At 72.0% G+C, this 20,994-nt stretch carries 24 protein-coding genes and 1 riboswitch; of the genes, 10 read left to right on the forward strand and 14 right to left on the reverse strand.

The features are described from left to right. Positions 1-53: 53 nt before the first annotated feature. The 3 genes from AB0B29_RS24210 to AB0B29_RS24220 are packed head-to-tail and all read right to left on the reverse strand — an operon-like array spanning position 54 to position 3,928. The gene (locus tag AB0B29_RS24210; protein ID WP_362243355.1) at positions 54-479 is read right to left on the reverse strand and encodes a GNAT family N-acetyltransferase; all 426 of its coding nucleotides are present in this window, start codon (positions 477-479) and stop codon (positions 54-56) included. A 55-nt stretch (positions 480-534) separates the two neighbouring features. Continuing rightward, positions 535-3,102: an ABC transporter permease gene (locus tag AB0B29_RS24215; RefSeq protein ID WP_362243357.1), complete on the reverse strand. Its 2,568-nt coding sequence runs from the start codon at positions 3,100-3,102 to the stop codon at positions 535-537. A 4-nt stretch (positions 3,103-3,106) separates the two neighbouring features. Next, positions 3,107-3,928, reverse strand: a complete 822-nt coding sequence (locus AB0B29_RS24220; protein WP_362243359.1) for an ABC transporter ATP-binding protein — start codon at positions 3,926-3,928, stop codon at positions 3,107-3,109. Positions 3,929-4,062: 134 nt separating this feature from the next. Here AB0B29_RS24220 and AB0B29_RS24225 point away from each other — a divergent pair, with 134 nt between their 5' ends. Together AB0B29_RS24225 and AB0B29_RS24230 are read left to right on the forward strand one after the other, a co-directional pair. Then, positions 4,063-4,338 carry a toxin-antitoxin system HicB family antitoxin gene (locus tag AB0B29_RS24225; protein WP_104781953.1) on the forward strand — a complete coding sequence of 92 codons (276 nt, stop codon included), beginning with the start codon at positions 4,063-4,065 and terminating at the stop codon, positions 4,336-4,338. A 4-nt stretch (positions 4,339-4,342) separates the two neighbouring features. Continuing rightward, on the forward strand, positions 4,343-4,717 hold the full coding sequence (locus AB0B29_RS24230) for a fic family toxin-antitoxin system, toxin component (protein ID WP_104781954.1): 375 nt from the start codon (positions 4,343-4,345) through the stop codon (positions 4,715-4,717). Between the two features lie 28 nt (positions 4,718-4,745). On the opposite strand, the gene AB0B29_RS24235 is transcribed toward AB0B29_RS24230, so the two are convergent. From AB0B29_RS24235 to bioB, 5 genes are all read right to left on the reverse strand, one after another. Continuing rightward, positions 4,746-5,420 (reverse strand): class I SAM-dependent methyltransferase, encoded by a 675-nt coding sequence (locus tag AB0B29_RS24235; RefSeq protein WP_362243362.1) that lies wholly within the window; start codon positions 5,418-5,420, stop codon positions 4,746-4,748. A 141-nt stretch (positions 5,421-5,561) separates the two neighbouring features. Then, positions 5,562-6,464: a class A beta-lactamase gene (gene bla, locus AB0B29_RS24240; RefSeq protein ID WP_362243365.1), complete on the reverse strand. Its 903-nt coding sequence runs from the start codon at positions 6,462-6,464 to the stop codon at positions 5,562-5,564. Positions 6,465-6,548: 84 nt separating this feature from the next. After that, complete coding sequence (gene bioD, locus AB0B29_RS24245; protein WP_362243367.1) at positions 6,549-7,274, reverse strand: dethiobiotin synthase; 726 nt, start codon at positions 7,272-7,274, stop codon at positions 6,549-6,551. 1 nt (position 7,275) lies between these two features. Further along, the gene (locus AB0B29_RS24250) at positions 7,276-8,637 is read right to left on the reverse strand and encodes an adenosylmethionine--8-amino-7-oxononanoate transaminase (RefSeq protein WP_362243370.1); all 1,362 of its coding nucleotides are present in this window, start codon (positions 8,635-8,637) and stop codon (positions 7,276-7,278) included. Next, on the reverse strand, positions 8,630-9,805 hold the full coding sequence (gene bioB, locus AB0B29_RS24255; RefSeq protein ID WP_362243372.1) for a biotin synthase BioB: 1,176 nt from the start codon (positions 9,803-9,805) through the stop codon (positions 8,630-8,632). The genes AB0B29_RS24250 and bioB overlap by 8 nt, the downstream gene beginning before the upstream one ends. 150 nt (positions 9,806-9,955) lie before the next feature. Between bioB and AB0B29_RS24260 the strand changes: the two genes are divergently transcribed. Then, entirely contained in the window at positions 9,956-11,083 is a 1,128-nt protein-coding gene (locus AB0B29_RS24260; RefSeq protein ID WP_362243374.1) for an 8-amino-7-oxononanoate synthase, read from the forward strand. Positions 11,084-11,154: 71 nt separating this feature from the next. Here the strand turns inward: AB0B29_RS24260 and AB0B29_RS24265 are convergent, their stop codons facing one another. Both AB0B29_RS24265 and AB0B29_RS24270 read right to left on the reverse strand, forming a co-directional pair. Further along, positions 11,155-11,385, reverse strand: coding sequence for a DUF397 domain-containing protein (locus AB0B29_RS24265; protein ID WP_362243377.1), 231 nt, complete (start codon positions 11,383-11,385; stop codon positions 11,155-11,157). A 9-nt stretch (positions 11,386-11,394) separates the two neighbouring features. Beyond that, positions 11,395-12,255, reverse strand: a complete 861-nt coding sequence (locus AB0B29_RS24270) for a helix-turn-helix domain-containing protein (RefSeq protein ID WP_362243380.1) — start codon at positions 12,253-12,255, stop codon at positions 11,395-11,397. A 213-nt stretch (positions 12,256-12,468) separates the two neighbouring features. On the opposite strand from AB0B29_RS24270, the gene AB0B29_RS24275 reads away from it, so the two are divergent. Then, entirely contained in the window at positions 12,469-12,927 is a 459-nt protein-coding gene (locus AB0B29_RS24275) for an ATP-binding protein (RefSeq protein ID WP_362243383.1), read from the forward strand. Between the two features lie 47 nt (positions 12,928-12,974). On the opposite strand, the gene AB0B29_RS24280 is transcribed toward AB0B29_RS24275, so the two are convergent. From AB0B29_RS24280 to AB0B29_RS24295, 4 genes are all read right to left on the reverse strand, one after another. Next, positions 12,975-13,604: a DUF6328 family protein gene (locus tag AB0B29_RS24280; RefSeq protein ID WP_362243385.1), complete on the reverse strand. Its 630-nt coding sequence runs from the start codon at positions 13,602-13,604 to the stop codon at positions 12,975-12,977. 82 nt (positions 13,605-13,686) lie between these two features. Then, positions 13,687-14,160: a C40 family peptidase gene (locus AB0B29_RS24285; protein ID WP_362243388.1), complete on the reverse strand. Its 474-nt coding sequence runs from the start codon at positions 14,158-14,160 to the stop codon at positions 13,687-13,689. 3 nt (positions 14,161-14,163) lie between these two features. Next, positions 14,164-14,363: riboswitch (cyclic di-AMP (ydaO/yuaA leader) on the reverse strand. 348 nt (positions 14,364-14,711) lie between these two features. Further along, positions 14,712-15,020, reverse strand: coding sequence for a hypothetical protein (locus AB0B29_RS24290; RefSeq protein WP_362243390.1), 309 nt, complete (start codon positions 15,018-15,020; stop codon positions 14,712-14,714). Between the two features lie 257 nt (positions 15,021-15,277). Next, positions 15,278-16,270, reverse strand: coding sequence for an ABC transporter permease (locus tag AB0B29_RS24295; protein WP_362243393.1), 993 nt, complete (start codon positions 16,268-16,270; stop codon positions 15,278-15,280). A 126-nt stretch (positions 16,271-16,396) separates the two neighbouring features. Between AB0B29_RS24295 and AB0B29_RS24300 the strand changes: the two genes are divergently transcribed. From AB0B29_RS24300 to ureG, 6 genes are all read left to right on the forward strand, one after another. Next, complete coding sequence (locus tag AB0B29_RS24300) at positions 16,397-17,038, forward strand: TetR/AcrR family transcriptional regulator (RefSeq protein WP_362243395.1); 642 nt, start codon at positions 16,397-16,399, stop codon at positions 17,036-17,038. Positions 17,039-17,151: 113 nt separating this feature from the next. Beyond that, positions 17,152-17,454 (forward strand): urease subunit gamma, encoded by a 303-nt coding sequence (locus AB0B29_RS24305; RefSeq protein WP_104781970.1) that lies wholly within the window; start codon positions 17,152-17,154, stop codon positions 17,452-17,454. 10 nt (positions 17,455-17,464) lie between these two features. Beyond that, positions 17,465-17,776 carry an urease subunit beta gene (locus AB0B29_RS24310; protein WP_362243398.1) on the forward strand — a complete coding sequence of 104 codons (312 nt, stop codon included), beginning with the start codon at positions 17,465-17,467 and terminating at the stop codon, positions 17,774-17,776. After that, positions 17,769-19,490 (forward strand): urease subunit alpha, encoded by a 1,722-nt coding sequence (locus tag AB0B29_RS24315; RefSeq protein WP_362243401.1) that lies wholly within the window; start codon positions 17,769-17,771, stop codon positions 19,488-19,490. The genes AB0B29_RS24310 and AB0B29_RS24315 overlap by 8 nt, the downstream gene beginning before the upstream one ends. 17 nt (positions 19,491-19,507) lie before the next feature. Continuing rightward, entirely contained in the window at positions 19,508-20,182 is a 675-nt protein-coding gene (locus AB0B29_RS24320) for an urease accessory protein UreF (protein ID WP_362243404.1), read from the forward strand. Positions 20,183-20,316: 134 nt separating this feature from the next. Beyond that, entirely contained in the window at positions 20,317-20,994 is a 678-nt protein-coding gene (ureG, locus tag AB0B29_RS24325) for an urease accessory protein UreG (protein WP_362243407.1), read from the forward strand.

Consider the following 20,994-nt stretch of genomic DNA (forward strand, 5'->3'; position numbering starts at 1 on the left):
TAAAGGATGGGCAAAGTCCGCCTCGTGTTGTGATCATGACCCCGCGGCCACACCTACTCGGTGAGCGGCTTCACCCAACGTCGCCACTGCTCCTCTGCCCCGTATCCGGCCGCTCCCCACGTCCGGTGCGCGGTCTCGTTGCGCGTGAGTACCATCGCGTCCGCGCGGCGCCCGCCGAGCCGTACGAACCGCTCCTCCGCGGCGGCGAGCAACGCGGTCGCGATGCCCCGGCGGCGGTGCTCCGGGTGCACGGCCAGCCGGTACAGATGACAGCGCCAGCCGTCGAACCCGGCGATCACCGTGCCCGCCAGTTCGCCGCACCGTTCGGCCAGGATCAGCGCCTCGGGGTCACGCTCCACGAGCCGCTCCACCCCGCCGCGGTCGTCGCTGATGCTCGTCCCCTCGGCGGCGACCTTCCAGAAGGCCAGCACGGCGTCGAGGTCCTCGGGCGTCGCGGCCCGGATACGCAAGTCGGTCATCCCAAGATCACATCACTCACGCCGGACCGCGGCAGGCCGTTTCACCATCCGGACGTCACTCGTGCGCGATGGCCGCCAGGACGTTCATGCGGGAGGCACGCAACGCCGGCAGCAGCGCCGCCACCACCCCGACCACCGCCGAGCCGGCCACCACCAGCACGATCGTGACCCACGGGATCGCCAGGACCGTCATGCCCTGGAGCGCCAGCACCCGCTGCATGCACACACCCCACACCAGCCCCAGCGCCAGCCCGAGGACCGCGCCGAACACCGCGATCACCACCGACTCCAGCCGGATCATCCGCCGCAGCTGACGCCGGGCCAGCCCGATCGCCCGCAACAGGCCGATCTCCCGGGTGCGTTCGACGACCGACAGCGCGAGGGTGTTGACCACGCCCAGCACCGCGATGATGATCGCCAGCCCGAGCAGCGCGTACACGAGGTACAGCAGGACGGCGATCTGGTCATGGACCAGCTGCTTGTAGTCGGCCAGGTCCCGCACCTGCACCTGTGGGTACGGATCCAGGGTCTGCTCCAGGTGCGCGCGCAGATCGTCGTCGCTCGTGCCGGGGGAGCCGTTGACGTACAGGGCGGAGTCCCGGCCGCCCGGCGCGTAGCGCTCCAGGGTGCCCAGCCCGAAGAACAGCCCGCCCTGGGTGCCGAATCCCTCGGCGGCGTCCTGATCGGTGAGCGCGCCGACCGTCAGCTCGGCCGAGCGTCCGCCCGGGAACTCCACCGGGAGGACGCTGCCCACGCGTACGCCGTGGTCGCGAGCGAAGTCCCGGTCCATGGCCAGGTGCCCGCGGGCGAGCGCGGCCGCGGAGTCCCCTTGCACATAGGTGATGTCGGCGACCTCGTCGAGCCGCGGGTCGTACCCCGCCGCCGTGGTCTCCACGCGGTCGCCGTCCGGGAGACGTACCGCGACCGGTGTGAACCTCCCACGCACGACCAGGCCCACGCCCTCGGTGCGGCGCACCTTGTCGGTGACCTCCTGCGGGAACGGCTGGAAGTTGGTGTTCTGCACGACGAAGTCGGCGCCGAGCGTCGTGTCGATCTGCCGGTCGAACGACGCGGTCATCGACTCGCTCGCCACCGACATCCCGCCGACCAGGGCGATCCCCACCATCAGCGCCGCCGCGGTGGCTCCGGTGCGGCGGGGGTTGCGCAGCGCGTTGCGCTGGCTCATCCGGCCGATCGGACCGAACAGCGCGGGGAAGGCCGCGCCGAGCACCCGGATCACCGGGCGCACCAGCAGGGGCCCGGCGATCACCGTCGCGATCAGGGTGAGCACCACGCCCAGCCCGAGCAGGGACGCCGCCGACGGCGTCTGCCGGGACACCGCGCAGCCCGCGAGGGCCGCCGCACCGGCCGCCCCGACGAGCGCGCCCGCTACCGCCCGCATCCGCAGCGGTCGGCCCACCCCGGCCACCTCGGCGTCCGAGAGCGCGGCCATCGGCGAGACACCCGCGGCCCGCCGGGCCGGGAGGTACGCGGCGACGAAGGTGACGCCGAGCCCGACGACGTACGCCGCCACCGGGGTGACCCAGCCGATCTGCATCTCGTCGGCGTCGATGTTCATGCCGAGCAGGCCCATCAGTCCGATCAGCCCGGCCGCCAGCCCGATGCCCGCGGCGAGTCCCAGCGTGGAGCCGACCAGTCCGAGCAGCAGGGCCTCCATGAGCACCGAGGCCCGGACCTGGCGCCGGTCGGCGCCCAGCGCCCGCAGCAGGCCCAGCTCACGGGTGCGCTGGGCGATGAGCATGGAGAAGGTGTTGACGATCAGGAAGACGCCGACCAGAACGGCGACCCCGGCGAAGCCGAGCATCACGTACTTGATGACGTCGAGGAACCCGCCCAGCTGCTCGACGTCCGATTCGGCCTGCTCACCGGCCGTCCTGAAGTCGTAGGTGTGCGTGCCGAGCACGTCGGCCACGCGCTGTTTGAGCCGGGCGTCGCCGACGCCCGGCGCCGCGTCGACGGAGATGCTCGTGGCCGTGCCCGCCCGGCCCAGCAGCTTCGTCTGGGCGGTCGGGGTGTCGAAGTAGAGCAGCGCGGAGCCGGGGTTCGTGGTCCTGAAGGCGACGATGCCGACCACCCGGACCCGGAACGACCCGGGGGGTGCGATGACCCTGAGGGTGTCGCCCACGTGCACGTGCTTGCGGCCGGCGGTCTCGGAGTCGAGCAGCGCCTGCGCGGGTCCGCGCGGGGCATGGCCCGAGTCCAGCCGCACGGGGCTGCGCTCGTTGGGGTTCCAGGCGTAACCGAGCGTCGGTGCCCCGGTGGTCGGGCCCACAGGCTCGTTCTTCTCGTTCACGACCGTGAGGCCGTTCACCTTCACGTCGGCGCGGGCCGCCGCGACCCCGTCGACCCGCCGGACCCGTTCGGCGAACGCGGCCGGCAGGGTGGCCGTACGGCCCGACGGCAGCGCCTCGTCGAGGTCCTTCTTCGGGCTGACCGTGACATCGGCCGCCGTGGAGGCGAACAGCCGGTCGAACGTGTGGCTCACGGTGTCCGAGAAGATCAGGCTCCCCGTGACGAACGCGACGGACAGCAGGACGGCGAGCGCCGAGAGCAGCAGCCGCCCCTTGTGCGCCAGGAAGCTCCTCAGGGTCGCTTTGAGCACGGGCTCAGTTCTCCTCGCCCGGCACCGGGGTGCCGACGTCCTCGGAGCGGGTGCGGATCACGTCGAACCTCTTCATCCGCTCCAGGACCGCCTCAGCGGTGGGGCGCCGCATCTCGTCGACGATCCGGCCGTCCCCGAGGAAGAGCACCAGGTCCGAGTGGGCGGCCGCGCCGGGGTCGTGGGTGACCATGACGACGGTCTGCCCGAGCCGGTCCACCGCCTCGCGCAGGAAACCGAGGACCTCCAGGCCGGCTCGCGAGTCCAGGTTGCCGGTCGGTTCGTCCGCGAAGATCAGCTCGGGCCGGGAGGCCAGCGCCCGCGCGCAGGCCACGCGCTGCTGCTGCCCGCCGGAGAGCTGCGAGGGCCGGTGCCCGAGCCGGTCCCGCAGGCCCAGGGTGTCGATCACCTGGTCCAGCCACTTCGCGTCAGGCTTGCGGCCCGCGATGTCCATCGGCAGGGTGATGTTCTCCAGCGCGTTCAGGGTCGGGATGAGGTTGAACGACTGGAACATGAACCCGATCCGGTCCCGGCGCAGCCGCGTCAGCTCGCGCTCCCGCAGTCCCGTGATCTCCGTGTCACCGAGCCACACCTGACCGGCGGAGACGCTGTCGAGCCCGGCCAGGCAGTGCATCAGGGTGGACTTCCCCGAACCCGACGGGCCCATCACCGCGGTGAAGCGGCCCCGGACGACGTCCACGTCCACCGAGTCGAGTGCGAGCACGGTCGTCTCACCCGTGCCGTACGCCTTGGTCAGGCCGCGGGCGCGGGCAGCGATCCCGTCGGCCGGCGCGAGGCCGGGAGCGTGCTGCGCAGCAGGTGTGGACAAGGCCGCCTCCTCCGGGTGGACGTGCAGGGCCCCAACCCTGCCCGAGAGTAATGTGACCCGGCCCACACTCGGTATCCTCCGCGGGTCGGACACCGCCCTTGCCGGTGCTAGCGCCTTAGCGCTAGCTTCGGGGTATGGCGAAGACCCAGCTGAACGTGCGCGTCGACGAGGGCACCGCCCGCGCCGCCCGTGAACGCGCCCTGGCCCGCGGGATGAGCGTCAACCGCTACATCGAGGAGCTGGTCCGACAGGACACCGGCGAGGTGGGCCACACCTTCGTGGAGGCCGCCGCCGACTTCATGAAGCAGTACGAGTCCGTCTTCGCCGAGGAGTTCGGTGGAGGTGCACCCGCTCGAGCGAAGCCGCGAGTGGGGGAGGACCGCGAGGGCACGCGCGAAGGTCGCCACTGAACCGTTGAACAACCTCGAGATCGACCTCGCCTGGCTGCTGATGCTCGCCGAGCACAAGACCCCCGGGGACCCCCAGGTCACCGACTGGGGAGCACTCGTCGCCGCAGTCGCCCGCCACCAGGCCGCCGTGTTCGACGTCCCCGTCTACGACAGCCCGCACGCCCGCGCCGCCGCCCTGCTCCAGCTCCTGATCCACGTCCCCGCGCTGGAACGCTCCAACGCCCTGTTCGCCTCCGCCGTCGCCTACGCCTACCTCGTCGCCAGCGGCGTCAAGGTCATCACCTCGCCCGAGCAGGTGCGCGACCTCGCCCGGCTGGTCAAGAGCGGCGAGGCGTCCGTACGGGAGATCGAGCAGGAGCTGCGGCAGTGGAGTCTGTGATCACCCAGGCGCCACGGGGAGCCTGTGATCACCCGCCGGCCGGGCGCCACGCGGTCCCGAGCACGCAGTACGAGGTGGGCAGCTGCGGCCCCTCCGCCGGCATCAGCACCTGCCGGTAGGGGCCGAGTTCGAACCCGGCGTCCCGCAGCGCCCGCACGGGCTCCCGCGCCACATGGCAACCCCCGCTCAGCAGCGGCCACACCGTCCGGTCCAGCGCCTGCTGGGTGAAGGTCATCGCCCGGCCGCCGCCCCGGCCGTGCTCGAAGAACCGCACCTCGCCGCCCGGCCGCAGCACCCGCCGCAGCTCCCCGAGCGCCCGGGGCACGTCCCGCACACTGCACAGCACCAGCGACACCACGGCCGCGTCGAAGCCCTCGCTCTTGACCGGCAGCGCCTCGGCCGCTCCCGGCACCACGTCCACCGGCACCTCGGCCCGCAGAGCGGCCTCCACGGCCAGCCGCCGCAGCCGCCGCTCCGGTTCGATGGCCACGACCTCCGCGACGGTGCCCGGATAGTGTGCGAAGTTCAGCCCGTTGCCCGCGCCGATCTCGATCACCCGTCCCGCCAGCCCGCCGAGCAGTCTCCCGCGTATCGGGCCCATGCCCATCCGGGCCTCGGCGGCCACGCTGATCCGGGCGTAGCAGCGGGCGAACAGCGGATGGTGCACGGCGTCCCGTGACACCTTGCCGGAGCGGAGCGGCATGGGAACCTCCCTGACAAGGTCGGCCTTGCGCTGTGGGGTGATTCTCCCCCTCGCGAGCCCGCCGCACCCCTGTTCACCGCTCGCGGGAGGACCCGGCCCCGAGCGGGCCGTGACCGGGGCCCGCTCGGTTCGGGTCCGCCGCTAGGCGAGTTCCGCCGCCAGCAGCGCCGCCGTCCGGGCCACCAGCGGGTTGTCTGCCTCGGCGTCCTCCTCCGGCTGCGTGGTCAGCACCGACATCACGATCGGCGGACCGTCCGGCGGCCAGGTGATGCCCACGTCGTTGTTGCTGCCGTACCGCCCGCCACCCGTCTTGTCGGCGAGCAGCCAGCGGGCCGGCAGACCCTTGCGGAACCTCTCCAGGCTCGTGGTGTTGCCCAGCAGCCATTCCGTGAGCCGGGCCCTGTCCCGGGGCTCGAGCACGTCGCCGAGCACCAGCCGGGCGTAGGTCAGGCCGATGGCACGCGGCGAGGTCGTGTCGGTGACGCGCCACGGCTCCGCGGAGTTGAGCTTGGGCTCCCAGCGGTCGAGCCGGGTGACGCGGTCACCGGTCGAGCGGGCGAAGCGCGTGATCGCGGTCGGGCCGCCCAGCTCCCTCAGCAGCAGGTTGCCAGCGGTGTTGTCGCTGAAGCGAAGGGTGGCGTCGCACAGTTCTCCGACGGTCATGCCGGTCGCGACGTGGTCCTTGGTGACGGGGGAGTATTCCGACGCGTCGACGCAGGCCTGGGTGTAGTGGATGCGCCGGGCCAGGAACTCGCCGTCGCGGTCCAGGTCGCGCAGCACCGCCGCGGCGGCCAGTGTCTTGAACACCGAGGCCATCGGGAAGCGCTCGTCGGCCCGGTAGGCCACCGTCCGGCCCGTGCGCAGGTTGCGGGCGTACACGCCCAGCCGGGCGGTGTGCTCCCGCTCCAGTTCCCGTAACCGCGCGGTCGCCCCGCCGGTGGCGGTCGAGGCGTGTGCGGTGCCGCCGCCCAGGGCGAGAGCGGCGGCGGCCGTGCCGATCGTGAGGGCCGTGCGGCGGGACGGGCGTGATCCGTTCGTGTACAAGGTGGTCCCTTCGAAGGCGATCACTTACGTGGTCGAACACGCGATCACGGCCGCTTCGGTTTCACCACGCGTCAGCCGGGCCCCTCAGAACGCCTCGGGCGCCTCCCGTACCCGGAAGGCCTCCGCGTCCCAGGAACCGTCCAGTCCGGGAGCAAGCCACTGCGGCGCCGCCGCCCGGAAGGCGGTGGGGGGCAGGACGCCCGCCCCCTCCGGGACGGAGCCCAGCAGCGGCGCTCCGGCCACGTCCGGCAGGTCCGCGAGATTGCAGCGCGCGGCGAGATCCGGGGCCGCGGGCCAGCTGCCGATCACGATCCCGGCCGGTTCCAGCCCCCGGGAGCGCAGTTCACGCGCCGTGAGCTCCGTGCTGTTGAGGGTGCCGAGACCCGCGGGCGCCACGACCAGCACCGGCGCCGACAGCAGCCGGGCCGCGTCCGCCAGGGTCCCTCCGGCCGCGTCGAACCGTACGAGCAGCCCGCCCGCCCCTTCGACCAGCACCAGGTCGTGCTCGGTGGCCAGCTTGGCGGCGGCCTCCGCGACCTCCTGCGGATGCACCGGCGCCCGGCCGGCCCGGCGCGCCGCGGTGGCCGGGGCCAGCGGCCCGGGATACCGGGCCACTTCTGCCGTCGTCACCGGGCCCGCCAGGCGCGCCACCTCGGCGGCGTCCCCGGGCTCGTCCGGCCCCACGCCCGTCTGGGCGGCCTTCAGCACGGCCACCGAACGGCCCGCCGCCAGCGCCGTCGCCGCGACGGCGGCGGTCACGACCGTCTTGCCGACCTCCGTGCCCGTGCCCGTGATCACCAGTACCGGCATGTCATCCCTCCCGCGCCGCGGCGCACACGGCGCGCGCGATCCTCGCCAGGTCCGCGTCGCCCGTCACGTACGGCGGCATGGTGTAGATCAGATCGCGGAACGGCCGCAGCCACACGCCCTCGCGCACGGCAGCTCGCGTCGCCGCCTCCATGTCCACGGCGTGGTCCAGCTGGACGACGCCGATGGCGCCGAGGACGCGGACGTCCTGCACGCCCGGCAGGTCCCGCGCGGCCGCGAGCCCGTCCCGCAGCCCCGCCTCGATCCGCTTGACCTCCGCGAGCCAGTCCTGGCCGAGCAGCAGCTCGATCGAGGCGCAGGCCACCGACGCCGCCAGCGGGTTGCCCATGAACGTGGGCCCGTGGGCGAGCACCGGCACCTCGCCCCGCGAGATGCCGTCGGCCACCCGCGCGGTGCACAGGGTCGCCGCCATGGTCATGTAGCCGCCGGTCAGCGCCTTGCCCACGCACATCACGTCCGGCGTGACGGCCGCGTGCTCCGCAGCGAACATCGCACCCGTACGGCCGAAGCCGGTCGCGATCTCGTCGAACACCAGCAGCACGTCGTGCGCGTCGCACGCCTCGCGCAGCACCCGCAGATAGGCGGGGGAGTGGAACCGCATCCCGCCCGCGCCCTGCACCACCGGCTCGACGATCACCGCCGCCAGTTCACCGGCGTGCTGTTCGATCAGCGACCGCAACTGCTCGGCGTACGCGTCCTCGTACTGCGCCGGGGGCGGGCCGGCGAACACCTGACGCTGGAGCACGCCGGTCCACAGGCCGTGCATCCCGCCCTCCGGATCGCACACCGACATCGGCTGCCAGGTGTCGCCGTGGTAGCCGCCGCGCCAGGTCAGCAGCCGTTGCTTGGCGGGACGGCCCAGCGAACGCCAGTACTGCAGGCACATCTTGACCGCGACCTCGACCGACACCGACCCGGAGTCGGCCAGGAAGACGTGCTCGAGGCCTTCGGGTGACAGGTCGACGAGGAGCTTCGCCAGCCGCACGGCGGGCTCGTGGGTGAGCCCGCCGAACATCACGTGGGACATCCGCTCGAGCTGCTCGCGGGCGGCCTCGTTGAGCACCGGGTGGTTGTAGCCGTGGATCGCCGACCACCAGGACGACATCCCGTCGACCAGTTCGCGCGGACCGTCCGGCACTTGTGAACCGCCGGGCGCCCCCGGACCGCTCGGTCCTCCCGAACCACCCGGACCGCTCTGCGCTCCCGAGCCGTCGGCGAGCCGCAGCCGTACCCCGCTCGCCGACTCCACGACGAGCGGTTCCTGCCGCCCGGGCATCGGACCGTACGGGTGCCACACATGCCGCCGGTCGAGCTCCAGCAGCTCGGGCACCGCCAGGTCAGGCATTGGGCGCGAGGTCCGTTCCGGCGCCCCGGCGGCGGACGGCGACCAGGTCGGTACGGGCGTCCGCGGCCGTACGGGGCTCGGAGACCTCCGGCGCGGCGTCGGAGCCGCAGGCTCCGCCACCTTCGGAACCGCAGACGCCGCCACCGTCGTGGCAGCCCCCGGCGGCCCGGTGCTCCGGCAGCGTCACCTGGTCGGTGCCCTCCACCTCGAAACCGGCGTCCGCGATCATCTCCAGGTCGGCCTTGCCGGCCTGGCCCTCACTGGTGAGGTAGTCGCCGAGGAAGATCGAGTTGGCCAGGTGCAGCGCGAGCGGCTGCATCGTGCGCAGATGGACTTCGCGCCCGCCCGCGATCCGCACTTCGACGTCCGGGCAGACGAACCGCGTCATCGCCAGGATCCTGAGGCAGCGCTGGGGCGTCAGGTTCCACTCCTTGCCGAGCGGGGTGCCCTCGAACGGGATCAGGAAGTTGACCGGAACCGAGTCCGGGTCCAGCTCACGCAGCGAGTAGACGACGTCCACCAGGTCCTCGTCCGTCTCGCCCATGCCGGCGATCAGCCCGGAGCATGCGGACAGACCGGCCGCGTGCGCCTTCTGCACGGTGTCGACGCGGTCCTCGTAGGTGTGCGTGGTGGTGATCTCGCCGTACGTGGCCTCGGACGTGTTGAGGTTGTGGTTGTAGGCGTCGGCGCCGGCCTCGCGCAGCCGCTCCGCCTGGCCGTCGGAAAGCAGTCCGAGGCAGGCGCACACCTCGACGCCCTCGTTGTTGTCCTTGATCGCCTTGATCGTCTCGGAGACCCGGTCCACGTCCCGGTCGGTCGGGCCGCGCCCGCTCGCCACCAGGCACACCCGCTTGGCCCCGCCCGCCACCCCGGCCGCCGCCGCGTCGGACGCCTGGTCGGGCTTCAGCCAGGTGTACTTCAGGATCCCGGCCGTCGAGCCGAGCCGCTGCGAACAGTAGGAGCAGTCCTCGGGGCACAGGCCGGACTTGAGGTTGACGAGATAGTTCAGTTTCACCCGTCGGCCGAACCAGTGCCGGCGCACCTTTCCGGCCGCGGCCACCACATCGAGCAGGTCGTCGTCGGACGTCGCGAGGACGGCCAGTGCCTCGTCGCGGGTCGGCAGCTCGCGCCGAAGCCCCTTGTCCACCAGCGTGTTCAGCAGGTCCATGGGAGCCGATCCTGTCCTAAGGAGGCGCCCGGGGCAAAGGAGAGTTCGTACAACAGAGTCGCTTCGAGGTGTGGGTATTGCCACACACTGACCTGCTGGTGGTCCCGCTAGTGTCTGTGCACTGCCTACAAATTCCCCGGGAGACCACCCATGGCGTTCGGCTGGATCGACGAGCAGGCGGCGCTGCGGGCCCGCGCCGGACTCGTACGGACTCTGCGCCCCCGTCCGGCCGATTCGCCGCTCCTGGACCTGGCGAGCAACGACTACCTCGGGCTGGCGCGCCATCCCGAGGTCACCGAGGGGGCGGCCCGGGCCGCGCGGGACTGGGGCGGAGGCTCGACCGGCTCCCGGCTCGTCACCGGGACGACCGAACTGCACGCCGAACTCGAGCGGGAACTGGCCGATTTCTGCGGTTTCGAGGCGGCCCTCGTCTTCTCCTCCGGCTACGCCGCCAACCTCGCCGCGGTCACCGCGCTGGGCCCCCACGGATCCCTGATCGTCTCGGACGCGGGCAACCACGCCTCGCTCATCGACGGCTGCCGGCTGGCCCGCGGCACCACCCAGGTGGTGGCGCACGCCGAACCGGACGCCGTGCGCAAGGCGCTGGCGACCCATGAGGGCACGGCGATCGCGGTGTCCGACACGGTCTTCTCGGTCGACGGCGACGCGGCCCCCCTCACCGCGCTCGCCGAGGCCTGCCGGGGGCAGGGCGCCGGGATGGTCGTCGACGACGCCCACGGGCTGGGCGTTCTCGGTGACGGCGGCCGTGGCGCCCCGCACGCCGTGGGCCTCGCGGGCGCCGGCGATGTCGTCGCGACGGTCACCCTCTCCAAGTCGCTCGGCAGCCAGGGCGGAGCCGTCCTCGGCCCGGCGCGGGTCGTCGACCACCTGGTCAACGCGGCCCGGACCTTCATCTTCGACACCGGGCTCGCACCCGCGGCGGCGGGGGCGGCCCTGGCGGCCCTGCGGCTGCTGCGCCGCGAGCCGCAGCGGGCCGCACGGGCCCGCGCAGTGGCGGGCGAACTGCACGCACGCCTGACCGCCGCGGGTCTGGAAGCGGTCCGTCCGGACGCCGCGGTGGTCTCGGTGCGGGCGGCCTCTCCCGAGGACGCCGTGCGCTGGGCGGCACAGTGCCGCGCGGCGGGCCTGGCCGTGGGGTGCTTCCGGCCCCCTTCCGTGCCGGACGGCATCTCACGGCTCAGGCTGACCGCACGCGCGGACCTGACCGGTCAGCAGATCGAACGCGCTGTACGGCTGATCGGCGAGACGCGGCCGTGAGTCGGCGTGACACGGCCGTGCGTCGCGCGATGACGGGATGACGGTCTGATCGAGCGCGCCTGCAAGCGCGCCTACATGCGGTCCACCCCGGCCGTGAAGGCCTGCCAGCTCCCCGCGGAGAAGAGCAGCGCGGGCCCGGCCGGGTCCTTGGAGTCGCGCACGGCGAGCAGTCCGGCCCAGGGCGGGGCATCAGGGCACCCGGTCTCGACGCAGTTGTTCGCGCCGGTGCTGTAGCTGCTGCGCAACCACCGCACACCGTGCAGTTCGATGCTTGAGGGGACGTGACGAGGCAGTGCACGCATGGTGCCTCCTTACGCGCCGGCGGCTGTCCCGGCGATGAAATCCAACGAGTCCTCGGGCGAAAGGGCGTGGATCTGAAGGGCGTTGAAGGCCTCCGTGTAGGCCTGGAGGTCTTCTTTCCGTTCGAGGTAGAGGCTACTCGTCAAGTGGTCGAGAACAACCACATCCAGATCGGAAGTGCTCGAAAATGAGAAGATAACGAAAGGTCCGGTGACGCCGATGTGCGCCCCGGCGGCGAACGGCAGTACCTGCAGGCGTACTTGGGGCAACCGGGCCGCCTCGACCAGTCGTTCCAGCTGGCGGGCCATGACCCCGGGCCCGCCCACTTCCCGCCGTAGCACCGCCTCGTCCAGCACGGCGCTCAGTTTCAGCGGCGGATCGGCGCGCAGCACGTCCTGCCGGGCCAACCGCACCTCGACCAGCGTGTCGAGCCGATCCTCCGGCAGTCCCTCCACCGCGGCCCGGGTCACCGCGCGCGCGTACTCGGCGGTCTGGAGCAGCCCCGGGACGACGGCGGTCTCCAGCGTGCGCATCGCGCCGGCCTGCGACTCCAGGCTGATGAAGTCCCGGTAGGTCGGCGGCAGTACCCCGCGGTAGGCGTGCCACCAGTGGTGCCGGCCGTCGCTGTCCTCAGCGCCCGCCAACACCATGAGCAGTTCGCGGAGTTGTGCGTCCGTCACGCCGTAGGCATCCAGAAGTAACCGCACATCGGCCGGTTTCACCCCGCTCGTGCCCGTCTCGATCCGGCTGACCTTTGACTGGTGCCAACCCACCAGCCGGGCCGCCTCACCGCTCGTGAGCCCCGCCGAGGAGCGCAGCGCACGCAGTTCGGCGCCCAGTTTCCGGCGGCGCACCGCGGGACCGTGCTGCATGGGCTTCTCCTTACTCCTTCGGAGCCACCCAAATACGGTCTCGCGTCGCAGAGTTCACCGCTTTGAGCGACAGATATATGCACATCTTGGTGGATCGCCGACCTTCACGGGTGTTCTGGTGGCAGTCTGACGACGAAGCACCAGTCCGGGACCGTACTCGAACCATCCGCTCCGTGTCGGGCTACGGTCCCGTGGGAAAGGGACGACGTCGCCATGGCAGACCATCTGGAAGCATCCGTCACTCTGCCGAGCGATCCCGCCTCGGTCTCCGCAGCGCGTGCCTACGTGGTGAGCACGCTGGCGGAGTGGGGCCTGCCGGCGGACACGGAGGTGTCCGACACCGTCCGGCTCATCATCTCGGAACTCGCCACCAACGCCGTCCAGCACACCTTCGGCCAGTCGCCCACCTTCACCGTGGGCCTCGAGCTGGACCGCGACGAACAGCTGCGCATCGGTGTCACGGACAGTCACCCACGCTTCCCCAGACGCCTGCCCGCAGCCGTCCAGCAGGACAACGGCCGCGGCTTGGTCATCATCCGCTGGCTGACCGCCGAGTGCGGCGGCAGACTGCGCATCCGCCCGACCCGCGAGGGCGGCAAGACCATCTCGATCGAACTCCCGTGGGCCGTTCCGGTCCGGCCGGTGACGACGGCGGGCCGGCAGGAGCCGTAGCCGGTCACCACAGAACCTGGAAGACCTGACGGATCTGCCCGCGGCCGTCACCGGTGCCGAGTCGATGCCTCCCGGTGCGCTGCCGCCCCTCGAACCCCTGACGGCTGCCGGACAGTGCGCCGCAGCGGTGCGGGCACCCTGATCCCGGCCCCCTGCGGATCCTCCCCGGCGGCCTCCTCGGCCCCCTTCCGTTCCCCGTGCAGCCCCGCCCGTCGCACCAGCCGCGGAAGCACCCCCCACAGCCCGACGCAGACCAGGAAGGTCGCGACGCCCGCGGCGATGCCACCGGTACGGCCCGTGGTCACGTCGACCACCAGGAGCACCGAACCGCTGAACGCGAACACCAGCACACTCAGACCGGTCGTGGCCAGGCGCGAGGAGACCTGCACTATGCGCGGCTTGGCGCCCTGCCGGAAGAGGGAGCGGTGCAGCGCGGCCGGCGCGGTGAACAACGCGGCGGCCAGGACCGCCAGCAGCAGCGTGATGACGTAGGTGACGCGCTGGACCGTGTCGAGGTCCCCGAAGCGCGAGGTGAAGGCCAGCGACAGCAGGAAGGCGAAGAGGATCTGCACACCCGTCTGGGTGACGCGGAGTTCCTGGAGCAGCTCGACGAAGTTGCGGTCGGCGCGTTGCAGCGGAGTCTCGTTGCGCGCGGTGCAAGGACGGTGCTCGGCCATGACATCACGGGTATCCACAGGAGCCCGTGTCACGCTCCGGCGTGCGGCGGCGCGTCAAGGACGCCGCCGCACGCCGGGCGGATCACTTCACGCGCCCGTACCAGACGCTCTTGGTCCAGATCTTCTGCAGCCGCACCACGTCCCCGCTCTTCGGGGAGTGCCAGAGCTTGTTCTTACCCGCGTAGATGCCGACGTGGTACACGTTGCTGCCCGAGTGGAAGAACACCAGGTCTCCCGCCTTGCGGTTCTTGGCGGAGATGTGGCGCGTCTTGTTGTACTGCTGGGCAGCCGTGCGGGGGAGCTTCTTGCCGGCCTTCTTGAACGAGTAGAGCGTGAGCCCGGAGCAGTCGAACCGGTGCGGACCGGTGGCCCCGTACTTGTAAGGTGCACCCTTCTTCGAGGCCGCTATCTGGAGTGCCTTGGTCGCCGGCGTGGCCGCTGCGGCGTCGGAGGCGAAGCCGGGTGCCACGATCGAGCCGCCCACCGCGGCGATGGTGAGCGCCGAGGCGGTGCCGGCTCGGGCCATGAGCGACGGGACACGATTGAGCGCAGTCATGCGCAACCCTTCGTCAGCCGCCTGTGAAGGATGACCTGTCGGATTCGGGCTGACAAAGTTGCCCGGCCGCTGACGCGGCTTCACCCCAAGGGCTGCTCGGATCCGGTCATGGCGTGACCGTCCCGGCGACCCGTCGTGCTCGGGTCCTCCACTCCTGCCGATCCACTCCTGTCGACCGGTCATCCGGGCGGCGGCAGGACTCGGCGTCCGCCCGGATCGCCCCGCCACAGCGGCGGGGGCTTGTCGTCAGACAGGGATCTTGGCGCATGCCTGTCCGGATTTCCCAACGGAACCGGGGATTTGTGTTGTTACTCACCACTCACCCGTTCGGGTGGACACGTGTGCGTTCGCGCCACTGTTCACGGGTTCGCGGACCGTCGGACCAGCAGCGGAATGCCTCATTCCGCCCTGAGGCTACGCGCGTTGCGCAACCGGAAGGGTCCCAAAATTGGTCCTCCGCCTACTCCGAACAGGGGTACGTCTTTTGGTCCGTTTCAACTCAACTGCCAACGCTTCGAGTCGCGTCGGGCATCCGGGTCGAGGCTCGCGCGTCAACTGACGGACTCCGGGGACAGGGTGAGCCGGGTCGTGCGCCGCTCGTGGTCCAGCACCCGCAGCGCCCGGGCCGGGGTGGCGGCGTGCAGTTCCGCCTCGCCCCGCTGGTGCATCAGGGCCAAGGCGTCACGCAGCGCGGTCGCCTTGCCGACGAGGGCCTGGGTGGCACGCAGCCCGCGGTAGGTGTCGCCGTCGCGGGCCGGGTCGATGCGGCCGAGCAGGTCGACCACGCCGAGGTAACGGTCGATCAGTCCCGCCTCGACGCGGGTCAGAGCGGGCAGCGGCGGCAGTTCGGGCGGGAGCATCGGGTCCTCACTGGCCGGTCGGCGGGGCGAGGGTGTGCCTTGCGGCCGGGATGATCCCGTCTACCAGGCCGCACTCGACCGCCTCCTGCATCGCCGCGGAGCACCGGAGGGCGGCCCGGCCTAGGGCCGGACAGACGTGAGGACCCTCGGCCCGGTCCAGAGTCGGACAGACGGACGGAGAGACCGTGCGCCCCCGTCCGCTACGGCGGGGACGCACGGTCGCTTTCCCCGGTCACCTCCGGGGCGTACGGGCGGAGTCAGCCGACGGCCGAGAGTTCCCGCTGCTCGGCCGCGGGCGCACTGCCCGTCTTACGGGCCCTGAGCGATCCGCCGAGCAGCACGGCCCCCAGGCCCAGCACCGCCCACCAGGTCAGCGTCAGGGCGGGCCCGGTCGCCGCCGCGCCGTCGAAGTACGACACCGAGCGCAGCAGGCTCGTCCCCGCACCCGGCGGCAGCCACTGGCCGATCGCCCCGGCCGGCTCCGGCAGCATCTGCGGGGCCGAGGTGGCGCCGGAGAAGGGGTTGCCGATCAGCATCACCAGGGCGGCCCCGACGCCCGTGCCGGCGGGGCCGATCAGGGCGGCGAGTCCGGCGACGGCACCGCCGACGGCCAGTGTGGACAGGCCGAGCGCCGATGCCTCCGTCCACCAGTCGCCGCTGAGCGCGCCGAGCCAGCTGTGCGCGATCCCGGCCGCGATCACACCCACCAGGGCGGACGCGCCGAGTAGCGCGATCACGGCCCGGGAGCCGCGCAGCCCCAGCAGGGTGACGGCCGCGCCCGCCGCGATGCCGGCCAGGGCGAGCGGCAGTGCGGCGGCGTTCAGCACCGCACCGCGCGGATCACTGGCCGGGGTGGTTACGACGTCGACCGTCTTGACCTGTGTGCCCTGGGCGTCGGCCTGTCGGCCCACGGCCTGTTGGAGGAACTGGGCGACGACCGGACTGGCCGCGGAAGCGGTCAGCAACTCGGGCCCCTGCGGGGTGACCACGACCGCGCCGTACACGCTCCGGTCCTCGATGGCGTCCCGGGCGGCGGCCTCGTCGGCGTAGCGGTGGATCTCGAAGGCGCCCTCGTGCCGCTCCAGCTGCCGCTCGACCTGGGCCGCCGCGGCGGGCGGTCCGGCCACGCCCAGCGGCAGGTCGCGGGGCGCGATGCGGGAGGCCGGCCAGGCGAAGGCCCACAGGGCGAGGGCGGCCAGGACGGGCACGAGGACGACGACCGCGATCACATGGCGGTTGCGGGAAGGCATGAGGGTCTCCTGAAGCGAGCGGGACCTGGACTGCAAAAAGAAGGATCGTTCGTTTTTGCTGTGTTCTCACCGTGCTCCCGTCGCGGCGTCTTGTCAAGAATGAATATTCGTTTTACGTTGGGGATCATGGCTCGCGTGTCCCAGGAACATCTCGACGCCCGCCGCCGCCAGATCCTCGACGGCGCCGCGCTCTGCTTCGCCCGCAACGGCTTCCACGCCACGTCCATGCAGGACGTGCTGAAGGAGGTCGACCTCTCGGCCGGTGCGGTGTACCGGTACTTCAGCGGCAAGGAGGAGCTGATCGGCGCGATCGTCGCCGAGACGCTCGGTTCCGTCCGCGAGGCTTTCGAGGAGGCGGCGCGACTGAGTCCGCCCCCGCCGCCGGACGAACTCGTCGCCTCGGTCCTCGGCAGGACGCTCGCCGCCCGTGAGTCCCTGGTCGTCGACGGCCGGCCCGCCTTTCCGCGGCTCGTCATCCAGGTGTGGACGGAGACCCTGCGCAACGAGGAGCTGGCGGCCCTCCTGGGGGAGGGGTACGGCTCGGTCCGCGCGGCCTGGGGGAGGGTCGTCGAGGGCTACCAGGAGGCCGGCATGATGCGGGCGGACGTGGCACCGGACCACGTGGCCCGCACGATGATCGCCGCCGTGCTCGGATTCATCGCGCAGCAGTCCCTCTTCGGACCCGCCCCGGTCGAGGTCCTCCAGGACGGCCTGCGGGCCCTGACGGGCATGCGCGGCGAGGGGCCCGATGGATCACACCTCGGTTAACGTGCCCGAAACGCGGTCCAATTAGCCTGCCGATCCACGCCACCTGGCACTTTGCCCCGTGGCCGCGGCAACCGGGTCCCGCACGGCCCGGAGCGACGACTGTGAGGTGGGACGTGCAGCTGACCCCGCACGAGCAAGAACGACTGCTGATCCATGTGGCGGCGGACGTCGCCGAGAAGCGCCGGGCCCGTGGTCTGAAGCTCAACCACCCCGAGGCGGTCGCGCTCATCACCTCGCACATCCTCGAAGGCGCGCGGGACGGCCGGACCGTCGCGGAGCTCATGTCCTCCGGTCGCAAGCTCCTGACCAGGGACGACGTCATGGAGGGCATCCCCGAGATGATCCACGACGTTCAGGTCGAGGCCACCTTCCCGGACGGCACCAAGCTCGTCACCGTCCACGAGCCGATCGTCTGACGGGGCCGCCGTGATTCCCGGAGAGTTCCTGTTCGCCGAGGACCCGATTGCCTACAACGAGGGTCGCGAGGTCACCCGCCTCACCGTCCTCAATGCCGCCGACCGGCCCGTCCAGGTCGGCTCCCACTACCACTTCGCCGAGGCCAACCCCGGCCTCGAGTTCGACCGCGACGCCGCGCGCGGCAAGCGGCTGAACGTCCCCGCCGGCACGGCCGTGCGCTTCGAGCCCGGGATCCCCGTCGACGTCGAACTCGTTCCGCTGGCCGGATCACGTGTGGTGCCCGGTCTGCGTGGGGAGACCGGAGGTGCCCTCGATGCCTGAGATCTCGCGTGCCGCGTACGCCGACCTGTTCGGCCCGACGACCGGCGACCGGATCCGCCTCGCCGACACCGATCTGCTGGTCGAGATCGAGGAGGATCGTTCCGGCGGCCCCGGACTCGCCGGTGACGAGGCCGTGTTCGGCGGCGGCAAGGTCATCCGTGAGTCCATGGGCCAGGCGCGGGCCACGCGCGCGGAGGGCACCCCGGACACGGTGATCACCGGCGCGGTGATCATCGACCACTGGGGGATCGTCAAGGCCGACGTGGGCATCCGCGACGGCCGGATCACCGGCATCGGCAAGGCCGGCAACCCCGACACCATGGACGGCGTCCACCCCGACCTGGTCATCGGCCCGGAGACCGAGATCATCGCGGGCAACGGGCGGATCCTCACGGCCGGCGCGATCGACGCGCACGTGCACTTCATCTGCCCGCAGATCGCCGACGAGGCCCTGTCCTCGGGCATAACCACCCTCGTCGGCGGCGGCACGGGCCCCGCGGAGGGCTCCAAGGCCACCACCGTGACCCCCGGCCCCTGGCACCTCGCCCGGATGCTGGAGGCGATGGAGGCCTTCCCGCTCAACATCGGCCTGCTCGGCAAGGGCAACACCGTCTCCCACGAGGCGATGCTGTCGCAGATCAGGGGCGGCGCACTCGGCCTGAAGCTGCACGAGGACTGGGGCTCCACCCCGGCCGTCATCGACGCCTCGCTGACCGTCGCCGAGCAGACCGGCATCCAGGTCGCCATCCACACCGACACCCTCAACGAGGCCGGGTTCGTGGGCGACACGCTGGCCGCGATCGCCGGGCGGGGCATCCACGCGTATCACACCGAGGGGGCCGGCGGCGGGCACGCGCCGGACATCATGACCGTGGTCTCCGAGTCGTACGTGCTGCCCAGCTCCACCAACCCGACCCGGCCGTTCACCGTCAACACCGCCGAGGAACACCTCGACATGCTGATGGTGTGCCACCACCTCAACCCCGCGGTGCCGGAGGACCTGGCCTTCGCCGAGTCCCGGATCCGCCCCTCCACGATCGGGGCGGAGGACGTGCTGCACGACCTGGGTGCCATCTCGATCATCTCCTCCGACTCCCAGGCCATGGGACGCGTCGGCGAGGTCGTCATGCGGACCTGGCAGACCGCACACGTGATGAAGCGGCGGCGGGGCGCGCTGCCCGGGGACGGACGGGCCGACAACCGCCGCGTCCGTCGCTATGTCGCCAAGTACACGATCAACCCCGCGCTCGCCCAGGGGCTGGCCCGGGAGATCGGATCGGTGGAGAGCGGCAAGCTGGCCGACCTGGTGTTGTGGGAGCCGGCGTTCTTCGGCGTCAAGCCGCAGCTCGTCATCAAGGGCGGCCAGATCGCCTACGCGCAGATGGGAGACGCGAACGCCTCCATCCCCACCCCGCAGCCGATCCTGCCGCGGCCGATGTACGGGGCGATCGGGCGGGCACCGGCCTCCAACTCCCTGAACTTCGTCGCCCCCCTGGCCGTCGAGGCGGGGCTGCCGGAGCGGCTGGGGCTCGGGAAGCGGTTCGCGGCGATCGAGTCGACGCGCGGGGTCACCAAGGCCGACATGCGCGAGAACGACGCGCGGCCCGAGGTACGGGTCGATCCCGACAGCTTCGCCGTGCACATCGACGGGGAGCTCGTCGAGGCGGCCCCGGCGGCCGAACTGCCCATGGCCCAGCGGTACTTCCTGTTCTGAAGTCTGAGGGAGGTCTGATGTCACGTGCGGCGCTGCTCGTCCTGGCCGACGGCCGCTTTCCCGCCGGTGGTCACGCCCACTCGGGCGGGGCCGAGGCGGCCGTCAAGGCCGGACGGATCAGTGGGGCGGCGAGCCTGGAGGAGTTCTGCCGGGGGCGGTTGCACACCGCGGGGCTGGTCGCGGCCGGCCTGGCGGCGGCCGCCGCGCTCGGGATCGACCCCGTCGCGCTCGACCGTGCCGCGGACGCCCGTACGCCGTCGCCCGCGCTGCGGGTCGCCGCGCGCAAACTGGGGCGGCAGCTGCTGCGCGCCGTCCGGGTGACCTGGCCGTCCGCCGAACTGGACGCGATCGGCAGGGAGTTCCCCAAGGGGGCGCATCAGCCGGTGGTGCTGGGACTGGCGGCCCGGGCGGCGGGGCTGGGCCCGGTGGACGCGGCGTACTGCGCGGCGTACGAGAACGTGAGCGGACCCGCCTCGGCGACGGTGCGGTTGCTGAGTCTGGATCCGTTCGACGCTACGCGGGTGCTGGCCCGGCTGGCGCCGGAGGTGGACCGCGTGGTGGACCGTGCGGTGGAGGCGGCGCGGCGGGTGGTCGACGACGGGGTCGACGCACTGCCCGCGGCGTCGGCGCCGCTGCTGGAGATCGGGGCGGAGGTCCACGCCGGGTGGGGTGTGCGCCTGTTCGCGTCGTAGCCGTCCCTTGAACGCCGCGCAGACCATCCCTTTCAGGGGTGCGGGGAGCTGCGCGACCAGCCCCCATGCACCCGCACCCCGCCACCACCGCCCGCCACCCCGGGCCCCCGCTCGCCCACCACCAGGAGCCGCACATGCACCTCGATCACCACCACGACACCTCCACCGCCCTCAGCGCGGACGCCCACCGCCCCGACGGCACCCGCAGAGCGCTCCGTATCGGGCTCGGCGGACCTGTCGGGTCCGGCAAGACCGCCACCGTCGCCGCGCTCTGCCGCGCGCTCAGGGACGAACTGGCGCTCGCCGTCGTCACCAACGACATCTACACGCGTGAGGACGCCGAATTCCTGCTCCGCGAGGCCGTGCTGCCGCCCGAGCGCATCACCGCCGTGGAGACGGGTGCCTGTCCGCACACCGCGATCCGGGACGACATCTCCGCGAACCTGGAGGCGGTGGAGGATCTGGAGGACGCGGTCGGGTCGCTGGATCTGGTGCTCGTGGAGTCCGGCGGGGACAACCTCACCGCGACCTTCTCCAAGGGGCTCGTCGACGCGCAGATCTTCGTGATCGACGTGGCCGGGGGAGACGACATCCCGCGCAAGGGAGGACCGGGCGTGACCACCGCCGACCTCCTCGTCGTCAACAAGACCGACCTCGCCCCGTACGTCGGCTCCGACCTCGCCCGGATGGCGGCCGACGCCAAGGCGCAGCGCGCCGAACTGCCGGTGGTCTTCCAGTCGTTGCGCAGCGAGGCCGGGGTGGCGGACGTCGCCGCGTGGGTGCGGGCGCAGCTCGCCGCGTGGCGGGCGTGA

Origin of the sequence: Streptomyces tibetensis (genome assembly GCF_040647715.1) — a bacterium.
GTDB lineage: Bacteria > Actinomycetota > Actinomycetes > Streptomycetales > Streptomycetaceae > Streptomyces > Streptomyces tibetensis_A.

Bases quoted from the DNA above. Each gene is read 5' to 3' on its own strand.
- AB0B29_RS24320 (WP_362243404.1), top strand. From the start codon at position 19,508: ATGTCACGTGCGGCGCTGCTCGTCCTGGCCGACGGCCGCTTTCCCGCC.
- AB0B29_RS24225 (WP_104781953.1), top strand. From the start codon at position 4,063: ATGGCGAAGACCCAGCTGAACGTGCGCGTCGACGAGGGCACCGCCCGC.
- AB0B29_RS24315 (WP_362243401.1), top strand. From the start codon at position 17,769: ATGCCTGAGATCTCGCGTGCCGCGTACGCCGACCTGTTCGGCCCGACG.
- AB0B29_RS24280 (WP_362243385.1), bottom strand. From the start codon at position 13,604: ATGGCCGAGCACCGTCCTTGCACCGCGCGCAACGAGACTCCGCTGCAA.
- AB0B29_RS24265 (WP_362243377.1), bottom strand. From the start codon at position 11,385: ATGCGTGCACTGCCTCGTCACGTCCCCTCAAGCATCGAACTGCACGGT.
- AB0B29_RS24260 (WP_362243374.1), top strand. From the start codon at position 9,956: ATGGCGTTCGGCTGGATCGACGAGCAGGCGGCGCTGCGGGCCCGCGCC.
- AB0B29_RS24275 (WP_362243383.1), top strand. From the start codon at position 12,469: ATGGCAGACCATCTGGAAGCATCCGTCACTCTGCCGAGCGATCCCGCC.
- bioB (WP_362243372.1), bottom strand. From the start codon at position 9,805: ATGGACCTGCTGAACACGCTGGTGGACAAGGGGCTTCGGCGCGAGCTG.
- AB0B29_RS24250 (WP_362243370.1), bottom strand. From the start codon at position 8,637: ATGCCTGACCTGGCGGTGCCCGAGCTGCTGGAGCTCGACCGGCGGCAT.
- AB0B29_RS24300 (WP_362243395.1), top strand. From the start codon at position 16,397: ATGGCTCGCGTGTCCCAGGAACATCTCGACGCCCGCCGCCGCCAGATC.
- AB0B29_RS24270 (WP_362243380.1), bottom strand. From the start codon at position 12,255: ATGCAGCACGGTCCCGCGGTGCGCCGCCGGAAACTGGGCGCCGAACTG.
- ureG (WP_362243407.1), top strand. From the start codon at position 20,317: ATGCACCTCGATCACCACCACGACACCTCCACCGCCCTCAGCGCGGAC.
- bioD (WP_362243367.1), bottom strand. From the start codon at position 7,274: ATGCCGGTACTGGTGATCACGGGCACGGGCACGGAGGTCGGCAAGACG.
- AB0B29_RS24290 (WP_362243390.1), bottom strand. From the start codon at position 15,020: ATGCTCCCGCCCGAACTGCCGCCGCTGCCCGCTCTGACCCGCGTCGAG.
- AB0B29_RS24295 (WP_362243393.1), bottom strand. From the start codon at position 16,270: ATGCCTTCCCGCAACCGCCATGTGATCGCGGTCGTCGTCCTCGTGCCC.
- AB0B29_RS24210 (WP_362243355.1), bottom strand. From the start codon at position 479: ATGACCGACTTGCGTATCCGGGCCGCGACGCCCGAGGACCTCGACGCC.
- AB0B29_RS24235 (WP_362243362.1), bottom strand. From the start codon at position 5,420: ATGCCGCTCCGCTCCGGCAAGGTGTCACGGGACGCCGTGCACCATCCG.
- AB0B29_RS24285 (WP_362243388.1), bottom strand. From the start codon at position 14,160: ATGACTGCGCTCAATCGTGTCCCGTCGCTCATGGCCCGAGCCGGCACC.